The organism is Streptomyces sp. NPDC033270 (genome assembly GCF_055576575.1).
On sequence record NZ_JBVIRA010000024.1, the window covers coordinates 1 to 16,999 of the forward strand.

Annotated in this window: 12 protein-coding genes and 2 pseudogenes; 6 read left to right on the plus strand and 8 right to left on the minus strand. The window is 67.9% G+C overall.

What is annotated here, in order from left to right:
- Positions 1-81 precede the first annotated feature (81 nt).
- Entirely contained in the window at positions 82-366 is a 285-nt protein-coding gene (locus tag ACZ5XZ_RS28710) for an STAS domain-containing protein (RefSeq protein WP_468983045.1), read from the minus strand.
- Between the two features lie 1,053 nt (positions 367-1,419).
- On the opposite strand from ACZ5XZ_RS28710, the gene ACZ5XZ_RS28715 reads away from it, so the two are divergent.
- On the plus strand, positions 1,420-2,745 hold the full coding sequence (locus tag ACZ5XZ_RS28715) for a cation:proton antiporter (protein ID WP_468983048.1): 1,326 nt from the start codon (positions 1,420-1,422) through the stop codon (positions 2,743-2,745).
- A 134-nt stretch (positions 2,746-2,879) separates the two neighbouring features.
- Here the strand turns inward: ACZ5XZ_RS28715 and ACZ5XZ_RS28720 are convergent, their stop codons facing one another.
- Positions 2,880-3,479: a DUF4142 domain-containing protein gene (locus ACZ5XZ_RS28720; RefSeq protein ID WP_430975297.1), complete on the minus strand. Its 600-nt coding sequence runs from the start codon at positions 3,477-3,479 to the stop codon at positions 2,880-2,882.
- 480 nt (positions 3,480-3,959) lie between these two features.
- On the opposite strand from ACZ5XZ_RS28720, the pseudogene ACZ5XZ_RS28725 reads away from it, so the two are divergent.
- Positions 3,960-4,136: pseudogene (locus ACZ5XZ_RS28725) on the plus strand (permease); the annotation flags it as partial.
- Between the two features lie 173 nt (positions 4,137-4,309).
- Here the strand turns inward: ACZ5XZ_RS28725 and ACZ5XZ_RS28730 are convergent.
- Positions 4,310-6,016: a chloride channel protein gene (locus tag ACZ5XZ_RS28730; protein WP_468983310.1), complete on the minus strand. Its 1,707-nt coding sequence runs from the start codon at positions 6,014-6,016 to the stop codon at positions 4,310-4,312.
- Between the two features lie 215 nt (positions 6,017-6,231).
- On the opposite strand from ACZ5XZ_RS28730, the gene ACZ5XZ_RS28735 reads away from it, so the two are divergent.
- Positions 6,232-6,762, plus strand: a complete 531-nt coding sequence (locus tag ACZ5XZ_RS28735; RefSeq protein ID WP_468983051.1) for a MarR family winged helix-turn-helix transcriptional regulator — start codon at positions 6,232-6,234, stop codon at positions 6,760-6,762.
- Between the two features lie 227 nt (positions 6,763-6,989).
- On the opposite strand, the gene ACZ5XZ_RS28740 is transcribed toward ACZ5XZ_RS28735, so the two are convergent.
- A complete protein-coding gene (locus tag ACZ5XZ_RS28740; protein WP_468983054.1) occupies positions 6,990-7,526 on the minus strand; it encodes a nitroreductase family deazaflavin-dependent oxidoreductase in 537 nt (178 codons plus the stop codon).
- A gap of 99 nt (positions 7,527-7,625) precedes the next feature.
- Positions 7,626-8,828, minus strand: coding sequence for an FAD-dependent monooxygenase (locus ACZ5XZ_RS28745; protein ID WP_468983055.1), 1,203 nt, complete (start codon positions 8,826-8,828; stop codon positions 7,626-7,628).
- 953 nt (positions 8,829-9,781) lie between these two features.
- Here ACZ5XZ_RS28745 and ACZ5XZ_RS28750 point away from each other — a divergent pair.
- Positions 9,782-10,195: a rhodanese-like domain-containing protein gene (locus ACZ5XZ_RS28750; RefSeq protein WP_468983058.1), complete on the plus strand. Its 414-nt coding sequence runs from the start codon at positions 9,782-9,784 to the stop codon at positions 10,193-10,195.
- Positions 10,192-11,133, plus strand: a complete 942-nt coding sequence (locus ACZ5XZ_RS28755) for a transglutaminase-like domain-containing protein (RefSeq protein WP_468983059.1) — start codon at positions 10,192-10,194, stop codon at positions 11,131-11,133. The genes ACZ5XZ_RS28750 and ACZ5XZ_RS28755 overlap by 4 nt, the downstream gene beginning before the upstream one ends.
- A gap of 465 nt (positions 11,134-11,598) precedes the next feature.
- On the opposite strand, the gene ACZ5XZ_RS28760 is transcribed toward ACZ5XZ_RS28755, so the two are convergent.
- Positions 11,599-12,531: a potassium channel family protein gene (locus ACZ5XZ_RS28760; protein WP_468983061.1), complete on the minus strand. Its 933-nt coding sequence runs from the start codon at positions 12,529-12,531 to the stop codon at positions 11,599-11,601.
- A 1,082-nt stretch (positions 12,532-13,613) separates the two neighbouring features.
- Positions 13,614-14,300 (minus strand): TetR/AcrR family transcriptional regulator, encoded by a 687-nt coding sequence (locus tag ACZ5XZ_RS28765; protein ID WP_468983063.1) that lies wholly within the window; start codon positions 14,298-14,300, stop codon positions 13,614-13,616.
- 192 nt (positions 14,301-14,492) lie between these two features.
- Between ACZ5XZ_RS28765 and ACZ5XZ_RS28770 the strand changes: the two genes are divergently transcribed.
- The gene (locus ACZ5XZ_RS28770) at positions 14,493-15,371 is read left to right on the plus strand and encodes an NmrA family NAD(P)-binding protein (protein ID WP_468983066.1); all 879 of its coding nucleotides are present in this window, start codon (positions 14,493-14,495) and stop codon (positions 15,369-15,371) included.
- A gap of 686 nt (positions 15,372-16,057) precedes the next feature.
- Here ACZ5XZ_RS28770 and ACZ5XZ_RS28775 read toward each other — a convergent pair.
- Positions 16,058-16,750, minus strand: a pseudogene (locus ACZ5XZ_RS28775) (DUF5655 domain-containing protein); the annotation flags it as partial.
- Positions 16,751-16,999: the final 249 nt, after the last annotated feature.

Consider the following 16,999-nt stretch of genomic DNA (forward strand, 5'->3'; position numbering starts at 1 on the left):
CTGGTAGCGGTCACGGACAAGGACAGGACCGGCGCACCACGCCTGCTCGGCGTGATCACCGCCCCCCACCTGCTGGAACGACTACTCCTCGCCGCTCCCTGACGGGGGAGGCCGCGCGCTGCCTGGCGCGTCTCCCTCGTACATGTCGACGAGGCGTCGCAGGCCCAGCTGTTTCAGGGCTCTGAGCGGCTGGGGTCCAACGTGCGTGGCGATCAGCCGCGTACCGTGCGGCTTCGCCGCCTGGAGCGCCGTCAAGAACACCGCGCCGCCGTCACGGCCGAGGCGGGTGACCCAGGCGAGATCCACTTCGAGGACAGGCGGTCCAGAACTGAGGGCCTCCCGGAGCTCTTCTTTGATGCGGTCCACATTGTCGATGGTGACTTCGCTGGGCAGCCGCAGTGACGTGATCCGGAGCGGGGTCGGTCCCGCTCACTTGACGGCGAAATGGACGCCGGCGACGACTGTCCGGCTGCTGCGGGTCGTGGCGGCCGTGGTGCTCTCCGGAAGGGAACTCGTTCGGCATCCGGCCTCCAGGGCAGGGACGGCTGACTGCCGACCAGACTTCCCGGCGCACCTGACCGTCAGCCTATGCTCAGCTCCCACCGCCCCGCCGTTCGAGGCGGGGCGGGAGTAGGCCGAACGGAGCCACGCGGCGAGGCTGGGCAGGTCAGGCACTGCTGTTCGTCCACCGTCAGTTGCCGGAGTCCGGCAACCTTCCGACCCTAACGATGCCCGTTAGCGATCTGTGCACTGCTGGTGACGGTGCTGTTGTCGGGACTGGCGGCACGTACCGTGTTGTCCACCTTCTTCCTCTGCCTGCACCGCGGCGACGGTGGCCCTGCCCCTCGGCTACGTATGGCTGTGCCACTTCGCCTTCGGCTGACTCGGCTGAGCCCAGCCAGCTGCCTGCACGACCGTGATGCACTGTCGGCGACGACGCACCGACGCTCGATCGAGTACGCCTCCATACCATTATCGCTCTGACCAGTGGCGGCAGGTAGCCTCCACACGCACAGGCCGCCGGACGGCATGATCACTTCTACGATCAGATCCTCGAGGCGTAGACCCGAGGCCGGGCCTGCGGTGCCAGGCGAGCGCCCCGCCGATGGTGCGGATGGCATATACGGAGCGGTGCACGGCGATCGCTAAGACCGGCAAACCGGTCGAGCGGAATCGGCGGTATCGGCGAACGGATCAGCGGTCGGAGGATGCCCGTACGGGCGTGAGCTACCCCGCAGAAGGAAATGATCCGGGTATTTGCCGGCAATTGGGTGAATGTGACGCATGTGGCGAATCTTAGTGATTCTCTCTAGATCGGCATCGGACGCGCGCGGCGACGCCGTTCCACACGTCCGCGCTACCGCGCGAGCGATCGCCACGTGCCGTCCGAGGCACCACATGAAGAGGATCACCACGCCCATGCACCACGCCCACGGCCCCACTCCCGTCGCCGCCCTCACCGCCCTCGCCGTCATCCTGCTGTGCGGGATCGCACTATCCCCCCTGTGCAGACGGATGCGTCAACCCGTGATCGTCGGCGAGATCGCCGTCGGCCTCCTGCTCGGGCCCAGCGTGCTCGGCCAGCTTCCCGGCGACCTGCCCCATCTGCTCTTCCCCGATGAAGTCCGCCCGTCCTTAGGTGTGATCGCCGATATCGGGATCGTCTTCTTCCTGTTCGCCGCGGGCTGGGAACTCGATCTCGGGTCCCTGCGCGGACGCGGTCGAGCCGTCGTCACCGTCTCCGCCTCTTCCATGGCTCTTCCGTTGCTGTGTGTCGCCGCGACCGCCTTCGCCGTCCAGGCCATTCACCCCGCCATTCCCGCCCACGACGTCCACCCACTCACCTTCTCCCTGTTCGTCGGCACCGCCCTGTCCATCACTGCCTTCTCCGTCCTCGCCCGTGTCCTGCACGAGAACCGGTTGCACAACTCACCTGTCGGCACCGTGGCTACGGCCGCGGCAGGTGTGGGCGAGGTGTTCGCCTGGTGCGGTGTCACCACGGTCATCGCCTTTGCCGGCGGGCACGGAACGGGCCAGATCGTCCGCACCTCCATCGAACTCGCCTGCTACGGCCTGATCGTGGCCTTTCTGGTCCGCCCCGTGCTGCATCGGCTCGCCAACCGTATGGACCTCGCGCAGCATCACTCACTCGCGCTTGCCGTCGTCAGTGCCGGGCTCTTCCTCTCCGCCGGCGCCACCGCCTGGATCGGTGTTCACGCAGCCCTGGGCGCCTTCGCCTTCGGCGTCGCCATGCCCCGCCATTTGGACTCCGCCACCCGGGGGGCCATCTCCGCGCCTCTCCAGCAGATGGGCTCTCTCCTGCTCGCCGCGTTCTTCGTGGTCACCGGCCTGTCTGCCGACCTGACCACCCTCAGTGGCCTGGGCATTCTCAGCGCCGTACTTCTGCTGGTCGCCGCCTGGGTGGGCAAGTTCGCCGGTGCCGCCCTGGCCCACCGGGCCTGCGGAGCCGACTGGCGGGAGGCGGCAACGGTCGGTGTCCTGCTCAACTGCCGTGGCGTGACGGAACTCGTGGTTCTCGCCATGGGCCGCGAGGCCGGACTGATCGGCGACAAGCTGTTCACGATGCTCGTCCTCATCGCACTCCTGACCACCGTTGCTGTCACCCCGCTCGCCCGCCGCCTGTCCGGACAGGCGGCCGACACGAGTCACCCCCAGAGCCTGCCCGCCCCCCGGACAGAGCGCGAACCCCAGCCGGGCTCAGCCGCCCCGCCACACGAGCGCTAACACTCCTGGCTGCCTCTGGCAGCGGCGCCGGCAAGGTACGACGCAGATCGCCCACCCCCGCTGTCGCTGTCGCGTCCCGCCCCGGTGCCGGGCTCCGGGACCGAGTTCGATGCACCGGCCGATGGAAGCGGGGGTCACTTGGGGATAGTGGAGGCGACATCTTCGAGGGTGGCGTCGGTGACGAGACCGGTGTCCTCCAGGACGTCCATGTGGTCCTGGACGGTGTTGTTGGCCTGTGTTGCCAGTCGCCGCACCAAGGGGTTCTTGGTGGTCGCGCGGACTTCGCCGATGGTGATGAACACCTTGCCATGGGACGCCCGCAGGAGGTCCACGAAGAGCTGGTCGAAGGCGCGACCCCGGGCGTTCTTCAACTGGTCGATCCAGCCTTGTTGTTCGGCAGTGGCCTGGTCGGGGATCGGCACATTCAGCGCATCGGAATCCTCGCGGACCAGTTGATCGAGCTTGCTGTGCCCGTCGAGCACATGCATGCCAGCGCGTTTGATGGCCTCACTGGAGGCATGCGTTTGGGCGAGCCGGCCCGCCGGCATCTCCCACAGGCCGGCTTGTCGGACCTTGGTGAGGAACGTCTTGTCCAACTCGGTGACGCCACCCGACATTCCGCCCAGAGGAGCAGCTTGGCCGACTCCCGATGCCGGGAGGTTCGCGGAGACCGACTCGTCCGCGGAGCTGTTTCTCTGCGCGAGCCATACGGATACGGTGCTGATGACTGCCACCAGCGCGACGACAACGGTTATCAGGCGGCCACGACGGGATGCGGGCCTCGAATTTCGCGCATGAGATTTCACCATGCCTCCTGAAGTGCGCGACGGTTCAGCGGTCGGATGCTGCTGCCCCTCGTAGTGCCGGGGCGTGCGCCACGCTAACCTTTGCACTGGGCAATCGAACCGATTCAGCGAAGGCGCTCAAATGCGCACGGCATACAGCTACCGTCGCCTAAAATCCCCGCTTCCCCCCTGCGCTCCCTGCCGACCGCCATGAGTCTGCTGACGAGGCGGGGCTTCGTTTCACCCTGCCCCACTCGTCCTGCCTGCGAGGCAACTGAGCTGCGGGGCGGCGGAACTCGTCAGCTCGTCCTCACCCCGCTCGACCGAGAAGCCGCCTGAACGTGCCGAAGTCCTCGCGTCGTTGTGTTTGCGGGTGTGTGCCTGTCCCGGCGGTCAGTGGTGGGAGTCTCAGATTCCGGGGTCGGGAGGGAGTGGGCGGCCATCCTGCGCGACTTGGTCATGGGCCTGCGGATCGCCGGGGCGATCGCCGCCTGGGTGCCCGAGTCGTTCTGGCGCGCATTCTTCTTCGACGACCACCCGCTGGCGGCCAAGCTATGGGGACCACTGATTGGGCCGCTGGTGGCCATCGCTTCGTTCGTGTGCTCATCGCGTATCCCCAAGGAGTAACCCGGCTGCAGGCGTGAAACGCGCCTCAACTCACCGAGGGGGGACGAGCCTGCGTCGGCTCTGACGCTGGGCCAGGTATCGACGATTGCATCCGTCCCTACGTCCGTCCTTGTTGCCGGTTGTCCGCACGTGGTGCGGACAACCGGCGCCGTTCACTGCGCTACAGGTTGTGCATTCACTGTGCGGGCGCCCCGATGTAGGGCTGCGAGGACAGCCTGGTGGGTGATCCAGCCGAGCAGGCGGGTGCGGCTGTCGTCGAGGACGGGAAGGCCCCCGCCCTCTGCGGTGACGAGGGTGTCGAGGGCCTCCGCGAGTTCGGTGCCGGCGGTGACGGGTTGCGGCAGGAAAGCGACGGAGGCGACGGGGGTGGTGTTGTGAGCGCCGTCTGCCAGGGTTTCGGCGACGGCGCGGGCCGTTGCGGTGCCCACATAGACACCGGAGGGGTCGAGGACCGGCAGGACGCCGTGGGGCGAGTGGGCGAGGGCGTCGGCGGCTTGGGCGAGCGGCGTGGGGCCCGACAGGGGCTCGGGGGCGGGCTCCATCACGGCGGCGGCGGTGAGTCCGGTCAGCGGAGCGGTGGGCGGGGTGTGGTCGAGGTCGATGCCGCGGCGGCGCAGTTTGAGGGAGTAGATGGTGTCGCGGGACAGGGCGCGGCTCACGCCCGTAGCCAGGACGATGGCGGCCATCAGGGGCAGGATGATCGTGTACTGGCCGGTGAGCTCGAACAGGATGATCACTGCGGTGATGGGGGCGCGGGCGGCTCCGGCGAAGACAGCGCCCATGCCTATCAGGCCGTAGGCGCCGACCGGGCCGGCGATGCCCGGGGTGAGGTGGTGGGCGGTGGCGCCGAAGGCAGCCCCGAGCATCGCGCCGATGAACAGGGAGGGGGCGAAGACGCCGCCGGAGCCGCCGATGCCGATGGTGAGGCTGGTGGCTGTGATCTTGCCGACGAGCAGGAGGATCAGGAACCCAATGGCGTACTTGCCGGTGACAGCGCTCTCCAGGACGGGGTAGCCGACCCCGTACATCTGCGGCAGCACCAGCAGCAGGGCACCTAGGAGCAGGCCGCCGACGGCGGGACGGGCCCATTCAGGGCCGCGCCAGAGGAAGTCGCAGGCGTCCTCGATCTTGTAGAGGATGCGGGTGAAAACCACCCCGACCGCACCCGCGATCACGCCGAGCAAGGCGAAGAGCAGGTACTCGGACAGGTGCTGCACGGTGAACGGGGGCAGCTGGAGGAAGGGCGTATCGCCGAATGCGGCGCGCCCGATGACGCTTGAGGTGACCGAGGCGAGGACGACCATGCCGAAGGACTCGGCGGTGAAGTCCCGCAGTATCAGCTCCATGGCGAAGAAGACCCCGGCCAGCGGCGCGTTGAAGGTGGCGGCGATACCGCCGGCCGCGCCGCAGGCGACCAGCACCCGCATGCGGTCCTCAGCCACCTTCACCATCCGGCCGAAGGTCGAGCCGAGGGCTGAGCCGATCTGCACGATCGGGCCCTCACGGCCGACCGATCCTCCACCGCCGATGCACAGCGCGGAGGCCAGTGATTTCACCACTGCGACACGGGGTGCGATGCGGCCGCCGCGCCGGGCAACGGCGTACATCACTTCGGGCACGCCGTGGCCGCGGGCCTCGCGTGCATAGCGTTGGACCAGCGGCCCGTAGGCCAGTCCCGCGACGGCGGGGGCAAGGACGACGAACCAGGGGCCGAGCCACGGCACATGCGGGTTGGCGGCGTGGCCTGCGTCGGAGTAGTCGGCGTGGCCGGACAGCAGTGCGGTGAACGTCTCGATCAGCCAGCGGAAGGCGATTGCTCCGACGCCGGCGCCGGCTCCGACAGCCAGTGCCAGGATCAGCAGGCCGATCTTGGTTTCGCGGAGAGCGAGGAGGGCGGCGGGTATGCCGCGGCGTACGACTATGGGACGGCTGGGGACAGGACCTGTGGAGGTGCGTTCTGGGCTGCTCACCATATTTGCATTATGCAAGACTATATTTTGCTTTGTGCAAGCGATGCTCGATCCTTGAGACGGTGGACGCGTTGGATCGGTGCAGAGGAGGTAGAAAGGTGCACATGCCCAAGCGTGCGCCCATAGCGGCCCCCTCACTCCCCCTTGACGACTCGCAGATCGACGCGACCGATGGCGCGGCCGACGAGGTCGTCACCGCGGTTCTGACGGCCTCCCGGTTGCTGGTGGCGGTCTCCGCCCGTTCGCTGGCATCGGTCGAGGAGGCCCTCACTCTTCCCCAGTTCCGCATGCTGGTGGTCCTTGAGAGCCGAGGCTCGATGAACATCTCCCGGCTCGGCGAACACCTGGACGTCATCCCGTCCACCGCCATGCGCATGGTCGACCGGCTGGTGGCCGCGGGCATGCTGGAGCGCGAGCCGAACCCCGCCAACCGGCGCGAGATCTTCATCAGCCTCACCGAGGCCGGTCGCCGCGTGGTGAACGAGGCGACCGAGCGGCGGCGAGCCGAGATCGCCCGCATCGTCGCCGCCATGCCCGCGACCCAGCGTGTCGGCCTCGTGGAGGCCCTTCAGGCGTTCACCGAGGCCGGCGGCGAGCCTCTCGCGCACGGACCCCGCACAAGTGTGGGCTGGTGACCAGCCCGTCGCGGTGCGGCCATCGGCCCCGTCTCGAAGCCCCTCGCGCAACGCCCCAGGGGCGATCGCAGCGCCCGACTGCGTACGCGACGGTCCTCGGGGGGGCAGCGACTCCGGCAGCGAACGGAAACGTCGGCGCCGTGCCCCCGGGTGTGCCATGCCCTCACGGCATTGATGACGGGTCCTTCGCGAACGGAGCCGCCCTCATGGCCGGGTCTTCGCGCCGATCACGTGGAGGCGCGTGAACGACCCGTGCCCTTGTCGTGGGTCCTGCCGCCGGCAGCGACCGGTGTGAGCCTGACGAAGGGGATGTGGTCGCGTCCCACGAGGTAGAAGTCTTCCGCGGTGCCGTCGACCTCGAGCCCGCAGACGCGCATGAGCTTTCGGGCGAGGCGCGGATACCGGCTGGCGTACGTTGCCATCGCACGTCCGGCCTCTTCGGGGGGAAGCGGGTGAGCGATCGCCGCGAAGCGGCGACCGCCGACCTGGGCTGTCACGTCGGGCGTGTGCCGGATATTGCGGTACCACTGGGCGCTGGCGCCGAAGCCGGACGCGATCAGGTACGTGTCGTCTTGGACGTCATGCGTCACAACCTCCAGTACGACCTGCCGCGGCTCTCCACTGAGGCGGCCGGTGTGGGTGAGCAGGACGAAGCGCGCGCCGAGGAGAGGTCCCAGGTGCCACCGGTAGAGGTGGATGGGGGCGCGTGCCGCGAGACGGCGCAGCCCGGTGGGTGTAGCAACATCTGTGAGCTTACGTGGCACGGTCCATGACTCCTGGTATTCGGGGTGGTTGGAATGGTGCGGCGACACAGCGGCAGAATGCGACGGCCCGGCGAACGGTGCGCGGCCTGCGGCGACGCCTCACCTGCGAGGCGAGGCGATGTGGGGGGTCGTGTGGAGATCCTTCACGACGGTTGTCGGCTTTCCCGCCAGTGTTGTCGCGAGGTATCGGTCACCGCCGGGCAGACCCAGGGCTTTCATGAGCACCCGCCGCGCCCGGAGCTGGAGTTGTGACTGGGGTAGGAACCAGCGGGCGCTCTTGCGTCCGGTCTGTTGCTTCTCCTCCACGACCGGGCGCCATATTCGTTCGTACCGGGCCACCCCGCCCTCCAATGAGCCGGCCCGTGTCAGCTGTTCGGCGAGGACATAGGCGCCGGCGATCCCTAGTGAGGCTCCTTGACCTGCGAGCAGTGACACTGCTTGGCAGGCGTCTCCGATGAGTACGACCCGGCCCCGGCTCCATCGCGGCATCGCGATCTGGGCGACCTGGTCGTAGTACATCTGGGCGGAGGGGGGACATTGGGCCAGTGCGCGGGGGACCAGCCAGCCGAGCGTGCCGTACTCCGCTCGGACCGCGGACCGGACATCGGTCGGCAGGGTGCTGTCGGGCGTTCGGTGCACGGCGAAGACGGCGACCCGGCCGTCGCGCAATCCGTAGAAGCCCATCTGCCTGTCGACGGTGTCGGTGAGGCAGAACCGTTCCCGTACTTGAGTGTGGATCTCCGGATCGTCGAAGGTGAACGCGGCGGTGTGGAATCCGAGGTGGCGCAGGTACTGCCGCTCTGGGCCGAAGACCAGGCCGCGGACCGTCGAGTGGATGCCGTCGGCGCCGACGAGGAGATCCGAGTCCAGGACGCTTCCGTCGGTCAGTGTGATGCTGACAGCGTCGCCTCGGTCAGCGATGTGAGTGAGGGACATGCCGAAGCGGATGACGACGCGGTTCGACAGCGACTCGCGTAGCGCCCCTTCAAGGTCCGGCCGCATGATGCTCAGCAGGCGCCCTCGTGTCGACTTGGCGAAGTGCGCGTATTTCAGTCCACCTCGACGACGTCCGTCCTCGTCCATGAACGATGCTTCCTCGATCCCGTAGCCGAGGTCGCGCAACCTGGGCAGGATGCCCATGATCTCAGCGGCGTCGTAACCGGCCCCGAAGAAGTCGACCATGTAGCCCTGCGCCCTCGGGACTGGCGCCTTCTCCAGGACGACAACATCCCAACCGAAGGCGTCAAGGCGCTGCGCGAGGGCCAGACCTGCTATGCCCGCACCACAGATCACCGCCCTCATACGCGATTCACCCGCCTTTGTGGCTGTACGGTCCCTGACCGGCGCACATGGCGATCCGACGCGGAAACTTGACCGCCTGCTGCGCCTGTCGAGGGGGTCGGTACGCAGCGACGACTCGGCCCTTCGCCCTCAGGCGGCAGTCTCACACCCGCCTGATCTGAGGGCGCGCCGAGGGCCCGACGCTCGACGAGCCTGGCCACCGTCGGCGAACCGCAATGGAGACACGACGGGGCACCATCCGGAGCGTAGGGCGACAACACCTTGATCCCACTGACGGTGAAGTAGTCGCGCACCTCACCGTCCGATAGCTCGCAGTGCAACAGCTCGTACGCCCCTGTCCAGCGATGGGCGCACTGTGGGCAGGTGAACTCGACGAGCTCCACGCCGGTCTCGATCAGCATGTGCGACCTCCTCGAAGGCGGGATCGACCTCTACCCTTAGGGACAGTATTGCACTGAGCAAAATTGGCACAACGCAAAATCAGGTTTTCCTGCAACTGGCAGACCGTCGGTTACTACCGCCCCACGAATCTCCTCGGGCCGGTGTCACCCGGACGCCGACCGCATGTCACTGACTGTGCGTGGCGACCTGGTTACCTTCCATGGATTCCTTGAATGAGTGGCTGTGGCCGCCTGAGCGGAGAGCAGAGCATGAAGGTTCTACGGCGTCCCAAAGCAGCTGATCTTCGAGCAGTTCGCCATGGTCGGGCTGGCACTGGCCAACGGTCACCGACTGGAGCTGCTGGACGTCCTGGTACAGGGGAACGAAGCGTGGACGTGCTCGCGCGGGCGGCCGGGCCAAGCGTCGCCAACACCTCACAGCATCTGCGGCAGCCGCTCCGCACGGGCGTAGTCACCAGCCGCCGGGCCGGCAAGCGCATGTTCTACGAGCTCGCCTCCCCGGGGTGTGGGCGCTGATGCGAGTCTTGCGCAGCATGGCGGAGGAGCATCTCGATGAGGTCGAGGGGCTGGAGGAGCCGCTGTGCCGACCGTCACGAACTGCAGCCGGTCGGCGGCCACGAGTGGCTGACGCGTGCCCTGGAAGGGCAGGGCGCCGTGCTCGACGTACGCCCCCGCGAGGAACATGCGGCGGGGCACCTGTCCGGCGCGGTGAGCATCCCGCTGGACGAGTTGACCACTCGTCTGGGCGAACTCCCACCGGACGCGGACACTGTGACGTGCTGGCCAGGCTCGTACTGCCTCTACGCCTACGAGGCCGTCGGAGTCCTCAGATCCCGAGTATCGCGGCCCGTCGTCTGCGCGGTTGGTTCTCCGAACGGCGCGCCGCCGGCCTTCCCGTCGTTCGCCCCCTCTCGCCCGCCACTTGCCCCTCATTGCTCACGTAGAAAGACGCGCTCCACTCCATGACCTTCCTTCAGCAAGAAACCGTGGATCGGCCCGCTACGGGCACCAGCCGTTTCGCAATCACCGAGCGCCTCACCGTGGCGCCCACGGATGCGACGGTACGGACGCTGGACGTGTGGTGCCCGGTCATCACCGACACACCGCACCAGCGCCTCCTCGACATCAGCGTACGTACGGCTCAGCGCTTCGATCTCAACCGCGAAGGCGAGTTCGGCAACACCATGCTGCACTCCCGTCCCACCGACCCACCGGGCGGCGCCACGTACGAGATCCGGTACCTCGTCGAACGCAGCGCTCCCGTCGTCCCAGTGGCCGACGCCACCCGGGCCCGGCCGCTGGCCACGCCCGCTCTGTTCGCCCGCGCCCTCGCGCCCTCGGAGTACATCGATGTCGACGAACGCACCCGCGAGCTCGCGGCCGCGCTGGCAGCTGAGGAGACCAACCCGCTTGAGCAGGCGCGGCGCTTCTACGACCACGTCACCAGCACGATGACCTACGACGCGCGACAGCAGTCGTATCTAGGCTCCACCGACCACGCGCTGACCTGCTCCGCCGGCAACTGCAACGACATCCACGCACTGTTCGTGTCCCTGTGCCGCTCGGCCGGAATTCCCGCCCGCTTCATCCTCGGCCAGGCCCTTCAGACCCCCGAACCCGGCGTGGAGGACTGTGAGGTGTGCGGCTACCACAGCTGGGCGGAGTTCTTCATCGCCGGGCTCGGCTGGCTTCCCGCTGACGCCTCGTGCGCCACGAAGTACGGCACCCACGGCCTGTTCACTGCCCTGGAAGCCAACCACGTCGCCTGGTCCACCGGGCGCGACGTGCTGCTGTCCCCGCCACAGCGCGCTGGACGCAGCCTGTTCTTCGCCGCCCCTTACGCCGAGGCCGACGGTCGGCCGCACCCCGTCGGACGGCGGATCGGATTCACCGCCGTGCCCTGACACCGAACAGAACAGTCCCCTCCGTGCCGCCCGGCCTCGTCGGCCCCATCGCGGTGAACTCCAGGGCGGTGCAGCCACCGCTGACGGGCACGGTAGCCAGGCAGGTCCTGGGTGTGCGGGGCGCAACTACCATCACCCAGGCTCCCCTTCATACGAATCCAGCCGACCACAGTGCGAGGAGTTCTGAGCCGCTGCCAAGAACAGAACGGGTAACGAGGCCCGCAATGGCGAGCAGCCGCAACACGACGGTGGCGACGACGCCCTCACCCCGAGCAACAGGTTGAGAGCCCACTACCGCTCGAGCCACGACAGCGCGCGTCCGCTCCGGGGTTCATCCACAAGTTCCCCACCGGCAGCACACCGGACACGGAACGCCGCCGGCATAGTGCCCGGCTGAGGATGTGAGGGCTGTCAGAGGCAATCCCTCAAACGGCCAAGTGGTCAAGTGCGGGTGGCTGGTCTCTTTCAGTGACGCCGCCGTTCACCGCCCGGGGAAGTTGTGTCCGACCCCCGCCGGAGGGCGAGCCGGGACCCCGTGCGGCCGCCATGGTCGGAAGCATACGATGCGAAGACGCTGGCCATGGGCGCCCCTGTGTGCAGGAAGCGCTCGTCCAGGATGTCGGCCAGGTCTTCCAGCGCCCTGCGCAGCACGGTTGCCGAGAGCCGGACGTCGGGATGGCGGGCGCTCACCGCCCGCTCCGCGAGGTCGACGGCGTGACCGATCTGTCGGGGCAGCGAGGTGTTCTCGTCGCCGTCGTAGAAGTAGTACGACTCGGCGTACTGGAGGAAGTCGACCGTGATGACCGAGACGGCCGAAGCCAGGCTGTCCAGCAGGGCAGCGCCCCCGTCTGAGTCGAGTTCCTGGGAAGTCACCCCGCCGCGCACGTGGGAGAGGCGCAGCGCAAGGGTGCGGCGGCGGGCCAGAGCGGGATAGATGCCGAGGATCCACGCCACGGTCGCCGACAGCAGGGCGAAGCCGACGAGCGCCTCCAGCGGGCCGACGACGCGCAGCCAGCCCGCGGCCGGTGCGATGTCCCCGAGGCCGAGAGTGGCAAGCGTGACCAGGGAAACGTACAGCGCGTCCACCGGCCCCGCGTGCTCGGCAGGGACGAGTCCGGAAGAGTACGAGAAGCTCTGCGGCATGTGCGGCCAGTAGACCAGGGCCCACCCCACGGCCACGGTCAGCGCCCACACCGCGACGACGCAGACCATGCCCAGGGGGCCGGCGAGCCCGGCTGCGCGCTGCCGGGTAGTCAGGCGCAAGGAGAGGCGCCACATCCCCGTCATCACCAGCCTGCTCAGGCCGCCGTGACGGGTCGGGTGCCAGATGGTGTGGAACATGTCCCGGAGGATGACCATCACGAGGGCGGAACCAAGGAGCGTCACGAACCACGTCATGTCTTGGCCATTCCCCCCAGGGGCGGCAGCCTCCCAGGTGCTGAGCTGGTCTCAGCCCGTGGGAGCGGCCGCGCATCCTGATGGGTGAGCGCGGCGCACGTCAGCGGCGACAGCGCGTACCGTTCCCATCGCGACCGACGCTGCCCGCCTCGTCGCCAGGTCAGACACTCCATCCCCGAACGCAAACCCAAGCGGGCCAATCGCCAGCGCCAAGGCAGCGCAGGCGGACGCCCCACACCGGCTCCGACAAGGCGGTGTACAAGCGCCGTACGCTGCTGGACCATGTGCGGCGGGCCTGGTACAGCATCCGCGCGGGCACGTCCCTCCGTCACGCCCCGATCGCCATCCGGATCACCGCACCGGGCGCGCCCACCCCCGATACGTCGCCTCCGCCAGCTCGATGCGACGGACCATACACTCCGGCCGCCGCGTCCAAACGGCTCACAGACGAAGCGCCCGGCATGACCGACTGCCAGGATGGCTCGTACGCGCATCCTTCTCCGGTGCGTTGTCCCCGCCTCCGCAAGCCCCAAGGCGTAGGCGGGGACATCCCAGCCTGTGCGCCGGGCGGCGTTGGCAGACCGGTCGCCGCCACTGTTGAGGCACCGGTACTGCCGACTGCCCGAGGAACGCTCGACGGAACTTACCCCGCACGGCGCGGCATGCGGTCCCGTGGCAGGTCACGCTCACGGCCTTCTACAACTTCAGCCCGCGCGCGGTGCGGCAAGGCCGCGCCGCCCGACCGGGTGGCAAGCCGCCCGCCTCCTGGCGCCGAGCGGGCGATGCGGCGCCTCGGTGTGCATTCTCACTGCCGACCAGCTCTCCGAGGCGCGATCGCTGATCGACCCGGTCGGTGCCCGTCCCAACTACGCCGGCAAAGTGCTCGCCGCCGCGGACGCGTCGGTCGGGGATGTGCGGCTACGTCCGTTGACGACCACTGGGGCTGTGATGGCTGAGCCTGCCCGTGTGTGCACGAGCTGACCCATCGGGAGGGGCGGAAGCTGCCGCAGAGCGTGCACTGGGATAGCACCGTGGTGGTCACTACGTTGCAATCGTGCCCAGGGCCGTAGCGCGGAGCCGGATCAGCGTTGCAGCCACTCGTCGAGAAGCGCCGCTTCAGCTTTGCTGAGACTGGGCAGTTCGGGCAGGAGGGTGCGGAAGGCCGCAACGACGGCCGCCGGGTCCCTGGTGGGAAGAACGGGCTCATCGACCAGAATGGCGCGAGCGATCGCGTCGAAGGCGGCATCGGCCAGGTGCGGGTCGTTTTGCTCTGGCGGCAGGGACAGCAGGGTGTGGACGGTTCCGACACCCGCCGAGCGGATGAGGTTGACGGCGCGTTCCTCGCTCACCCGAAGCCGCCCGGCGGCGGCGATTCTGTGCACTCGCTCGGCAAGGACCTGCACACCCTGGACCTGTGCCGGGGTGTCGCGTGCACGGGCCGGGTCGAGCAACAGGCCGTAGACGTACGGGTGGGTCAGGCCGAAGCTGATCTGCGTGTTCCATCCGGCGCGGAGGTCTTCTACAGGGTCGTCCGTGGGCGCGGTGGTCTGCTTGCTCGCCACGTGCTCGGCGAAGACATGCTCTGCGGCGGCATCCAGCAGGTCGTCCTTGCCCTGGAAGAAGCGGTAGAGAGCAGGAGGCTGCAGCCCGGCGTCATGAGCCACGCGGCGCGTGGTCACCGCTGCCGGCCCTTGGTCGCGCAGCAAGCCGGCCGCAGTCGTCACGATGCGGTCCCGCGCAGTGTCTCGCCGCTGCGTGTTCGGTGCCATGGACACGATGGTATCGCCCATGCGTGACAGCCGATGTTATCGCCGATATCGCCAACCCTCCGCGGACGACGTGCCCCAAGACTGTTGTCGAACCTCCTGACGAACCGCGCGGCAAACCACTGGAATTATCAGCGATACCGTAACTTGCGTTCCATCGGAAACACCACGAGAACGAGTCAGACGGGAGCACCAATGCTGATCGTCACGGGAGCCACCGGCCACCTCGGGACGCTGATCGTCAACCGCCTGCTGGAACGGGTACCGGCCGACAGGGTCGGCGTCAGTGTCCGCGACGTCAGCAAGGCCGCCGGCCTCGCCGAGCGCGGCGTCCGAGTCCGAGCGGGCGACTTCACCGAACCCGGCAGCCTGAAGCGCGCCTTCGAAGGTGCCGAGCGCGTCCTGGTCGTCTCCGCGGCCATCCGAGGCGGCGGCGCGTTGACCGCCAACCGCGTCGCCATCGACGCAGCACGGGAAGCGGGCGCCCAACGTATCCTGTACACCAGCCACCAGGCTGCTTCTCCCGCATCGCTCTTCCCGCCGCAGCAGGTCCACGCGGCCACCGAGGAGCACCTCAAGCAGCAAGGAATCCCCTACACCGCCCTTCGCAACGGGTTCTACGCCTCCACCTTGGGCGACTACCTCGGCGCAGCGCTGGAGACCGGCACGCTCGCCGCGCCACAGGACGGCATGGTGTCCTGGACAGCCCACGACGACCTGGCAGAAGTCGCGGCCCGCGCCCTGGCCGAAGACGGAGCACTCGACGGGATCACGCCGCCACTGACAGCCCTCCACACGCTGGACTTCGCCGGCGTCGCCGAAATCCTCAGCCGCATCACCGGACGAACCATCACCCGAGTCGTCGTGGACGACAACGAGTGGACAACCGCAGCAGTCGCTGGCGGGATGTCGCGGCCGGCCGCCGAGTTCGCCTTGACGATGTTCGCCGCATCACGCAAAGGCGAGTTCAACGCCACCGGCCCCACTCTGGAGACCGCCATCGGCCACCCCGCGAAGACCGTCCATGAGGTCGTCGCGGCCGTCGTACGCTCCCGTAAACCGACCGGCCCTTGATCCTGACGAACTCGTGCACGGTAGGGAGTCGAGTGTCGCCCCTGATCCTTGATCACGGTTCGTGTGGTGGGGAACATGACTCGAGCAGCGATCACCAGCGATCGAAGGATCACGGGCCTGTCAGCTGAAGTGATCGCTGAACTCGTCACCGAAGTAGGCCGGTTATGGCATGAGCGTCACCAGACCGGGTTCGTGTCGCGGTCACGACAGCGGGCCGTTGGAGCCAGCCCGCAACACCGGCTGGCCTTCGTTGACCTCAGGACCCTGGCCTGGGTCGTCGGCCGCCTCAGTGCCGGCAGAAAGGAAGGCGCGAGACCCGACTGCAGCTGCACCGGCGGATGCTGGCGTACCTGGTGAGCACCATCGCAAGGACACGAGACTCAGTTGACTCAATTTGAAGACGCGCTGTTCCCCGATAGCCCGTTGCAGCTCCCGGTACATGCTGCCCGACGCTCTGCAACGCCTCGCGGGTGCAGTGCGGATCGCTGAGCGCATTTCACGTTCCGGAGTGTCGGCGAATAGGGGCTCGGCGCTACATAGCGCAGGATCTCCGGTTACCAAAACGGGGATCCTGCGCATCCCTATAGATCCACCGCCATTCCCTGACCGCTACGTCGAGAAGCAGCAACACGACTAAAGCCCACAACTTCACACCCGGCCGTGCAGCCACGATGACCGCTCGCCCTCTACGTCGCGCCGTAACTGAGGCGGAACAGGTCTTGGGCACGCTCCAGGTCCCGGTCGGTGCGTAGCTGTACCTCCAAGTCACCCGTGCCATGGTGACCGAGCCCCGTCACGTCCCGGGTGAACCCGGGGACGAGGTCAACATGCTTGGGATTGGCCTTGAGATAGGCGAGCAGCTTGGTCCTCCGCGGCGGGCACACACATGCGAAGTTCCGCAGTCGCTGGTAGGCGCGGTACTGCTTGCGATGGACCGTGGTGATGTCCTCACCGAGCCCGAGCAGGGCCTCGTCGACCGCCGCGGCCAGCTCTGCGATGGCCCCGTCAGCGCCCCGATGATGTGGCTCCTCGGCCGTGCGCTGACGCTTCGCCCAAGGGGAGACCGAAAAGCCGGTCACAGAGGCCACGGTCTCCAGGCCGATGTGCTCGTCGCCGAAGAAACGGTAGCGAACCAGGTCGATGCTGCGCCGGTGCTCGCGTACGGCATGAATGTCATAGCGGGTGAAGTCGCCGGCAACGCAAATTAGCCGTGGCGCGCTCCACAGCACACAAGACGCGATCGCCGCACCGTACCGGCCACGGACCAGGCGCCGGAAGGCATCCTTGTGGTCCACCAACCAAGCCATATAGAAGAGGCCCTGGTGGATCACCCCGGCGTCGGTGCCGCGCTTGTACTCCACATTACCGACCGCAGGAGCTCGGATACTGGCTCTGAACTGCGACGATTCATAGACTACATGTCCGCGACGGAGGGTTGGAAGCGTTGCTGTAGCTCGTCTGGATGGTCTCGTGGGGCCGGTCTGCCCACGGGACGGCGGGCAGGCCCCTGAGTGGTGGGAAGGAGGGGGCAAGGCCAGGAGCAAGTCCTTCACCCGACTGGAGGCAAGGCTCGCACCCGACTGGAGGCAAGGCTCGCCGCGTCAGCGTTGACACTCGCCAACAGCGCC

What these genes read in the sequence shown, in the direction of transcription:
- ACZ5XZ_RS28770 (WP_468983066.1), top strand. Translation starts at nt 14,493, where the DNA reads ATGCTGATCGTCACGGGAGCCACCGGCCACCTCGGGACGCTGATCGTC.
- ACZ5XZ_RS28735 (WP_468983051.1), top strand. Translation starts at nt 6,232, where the DNA reads ATGCCCAAGCGTGCGCCCATAGCGGCCCCCTCACTCCCCCTTGACGAC.
- ACZ5XZ_RS28715 (WP_468983048.1), top strand. Translation starts at nt 1,420, where the DNA reads ATGCACCACGCCCACGGCCCCACTCCCGTCGCCGCCCTCACCGCCCTC.
- ACZ5XZ_RS28765 (WP_468983063.1), bottom strand. Translation starts at nt 14,300, where the DNA reads ATGGCACCGAACACGCAGCGGCGAGACACTGCGCGGGACCGCATCGTG.
- ACZ5XZ_RS28745 (WP_468983055.1), bottom strand. Translation starts at nt 8,828, where the DNA reads ATGAGGGCGGTGATCTGTGGTGCGGGCATAGCAGGTCTGGCCCTCGCG.
- ACZ5XZ_RS28755 (WP_468983059.1), top strand. Translation starts at nt 10,192, where the DNA reads ATGACCTTCCTTCAGCAAGAAACCGTGGATCGGCCCGCTACGGGCACC.
- ACZ5XZ_RS28760 (WP_468983061.1), bottom strand. Translation starts at nt 12,531, where the DNA reads ATGACGTGGTTCGTGACGCTCCTTGGTTCCGCCCTCGTGATGGTCATC.
- ACZ5XZ_RS28750 (WP_468983058.1), top strand. Translation starts at nt 9,782, where the DNA reads ATGAGGTCGAGGGGCTGGAGGAGCCGCTGTGCCGACCGTCACGAACTG.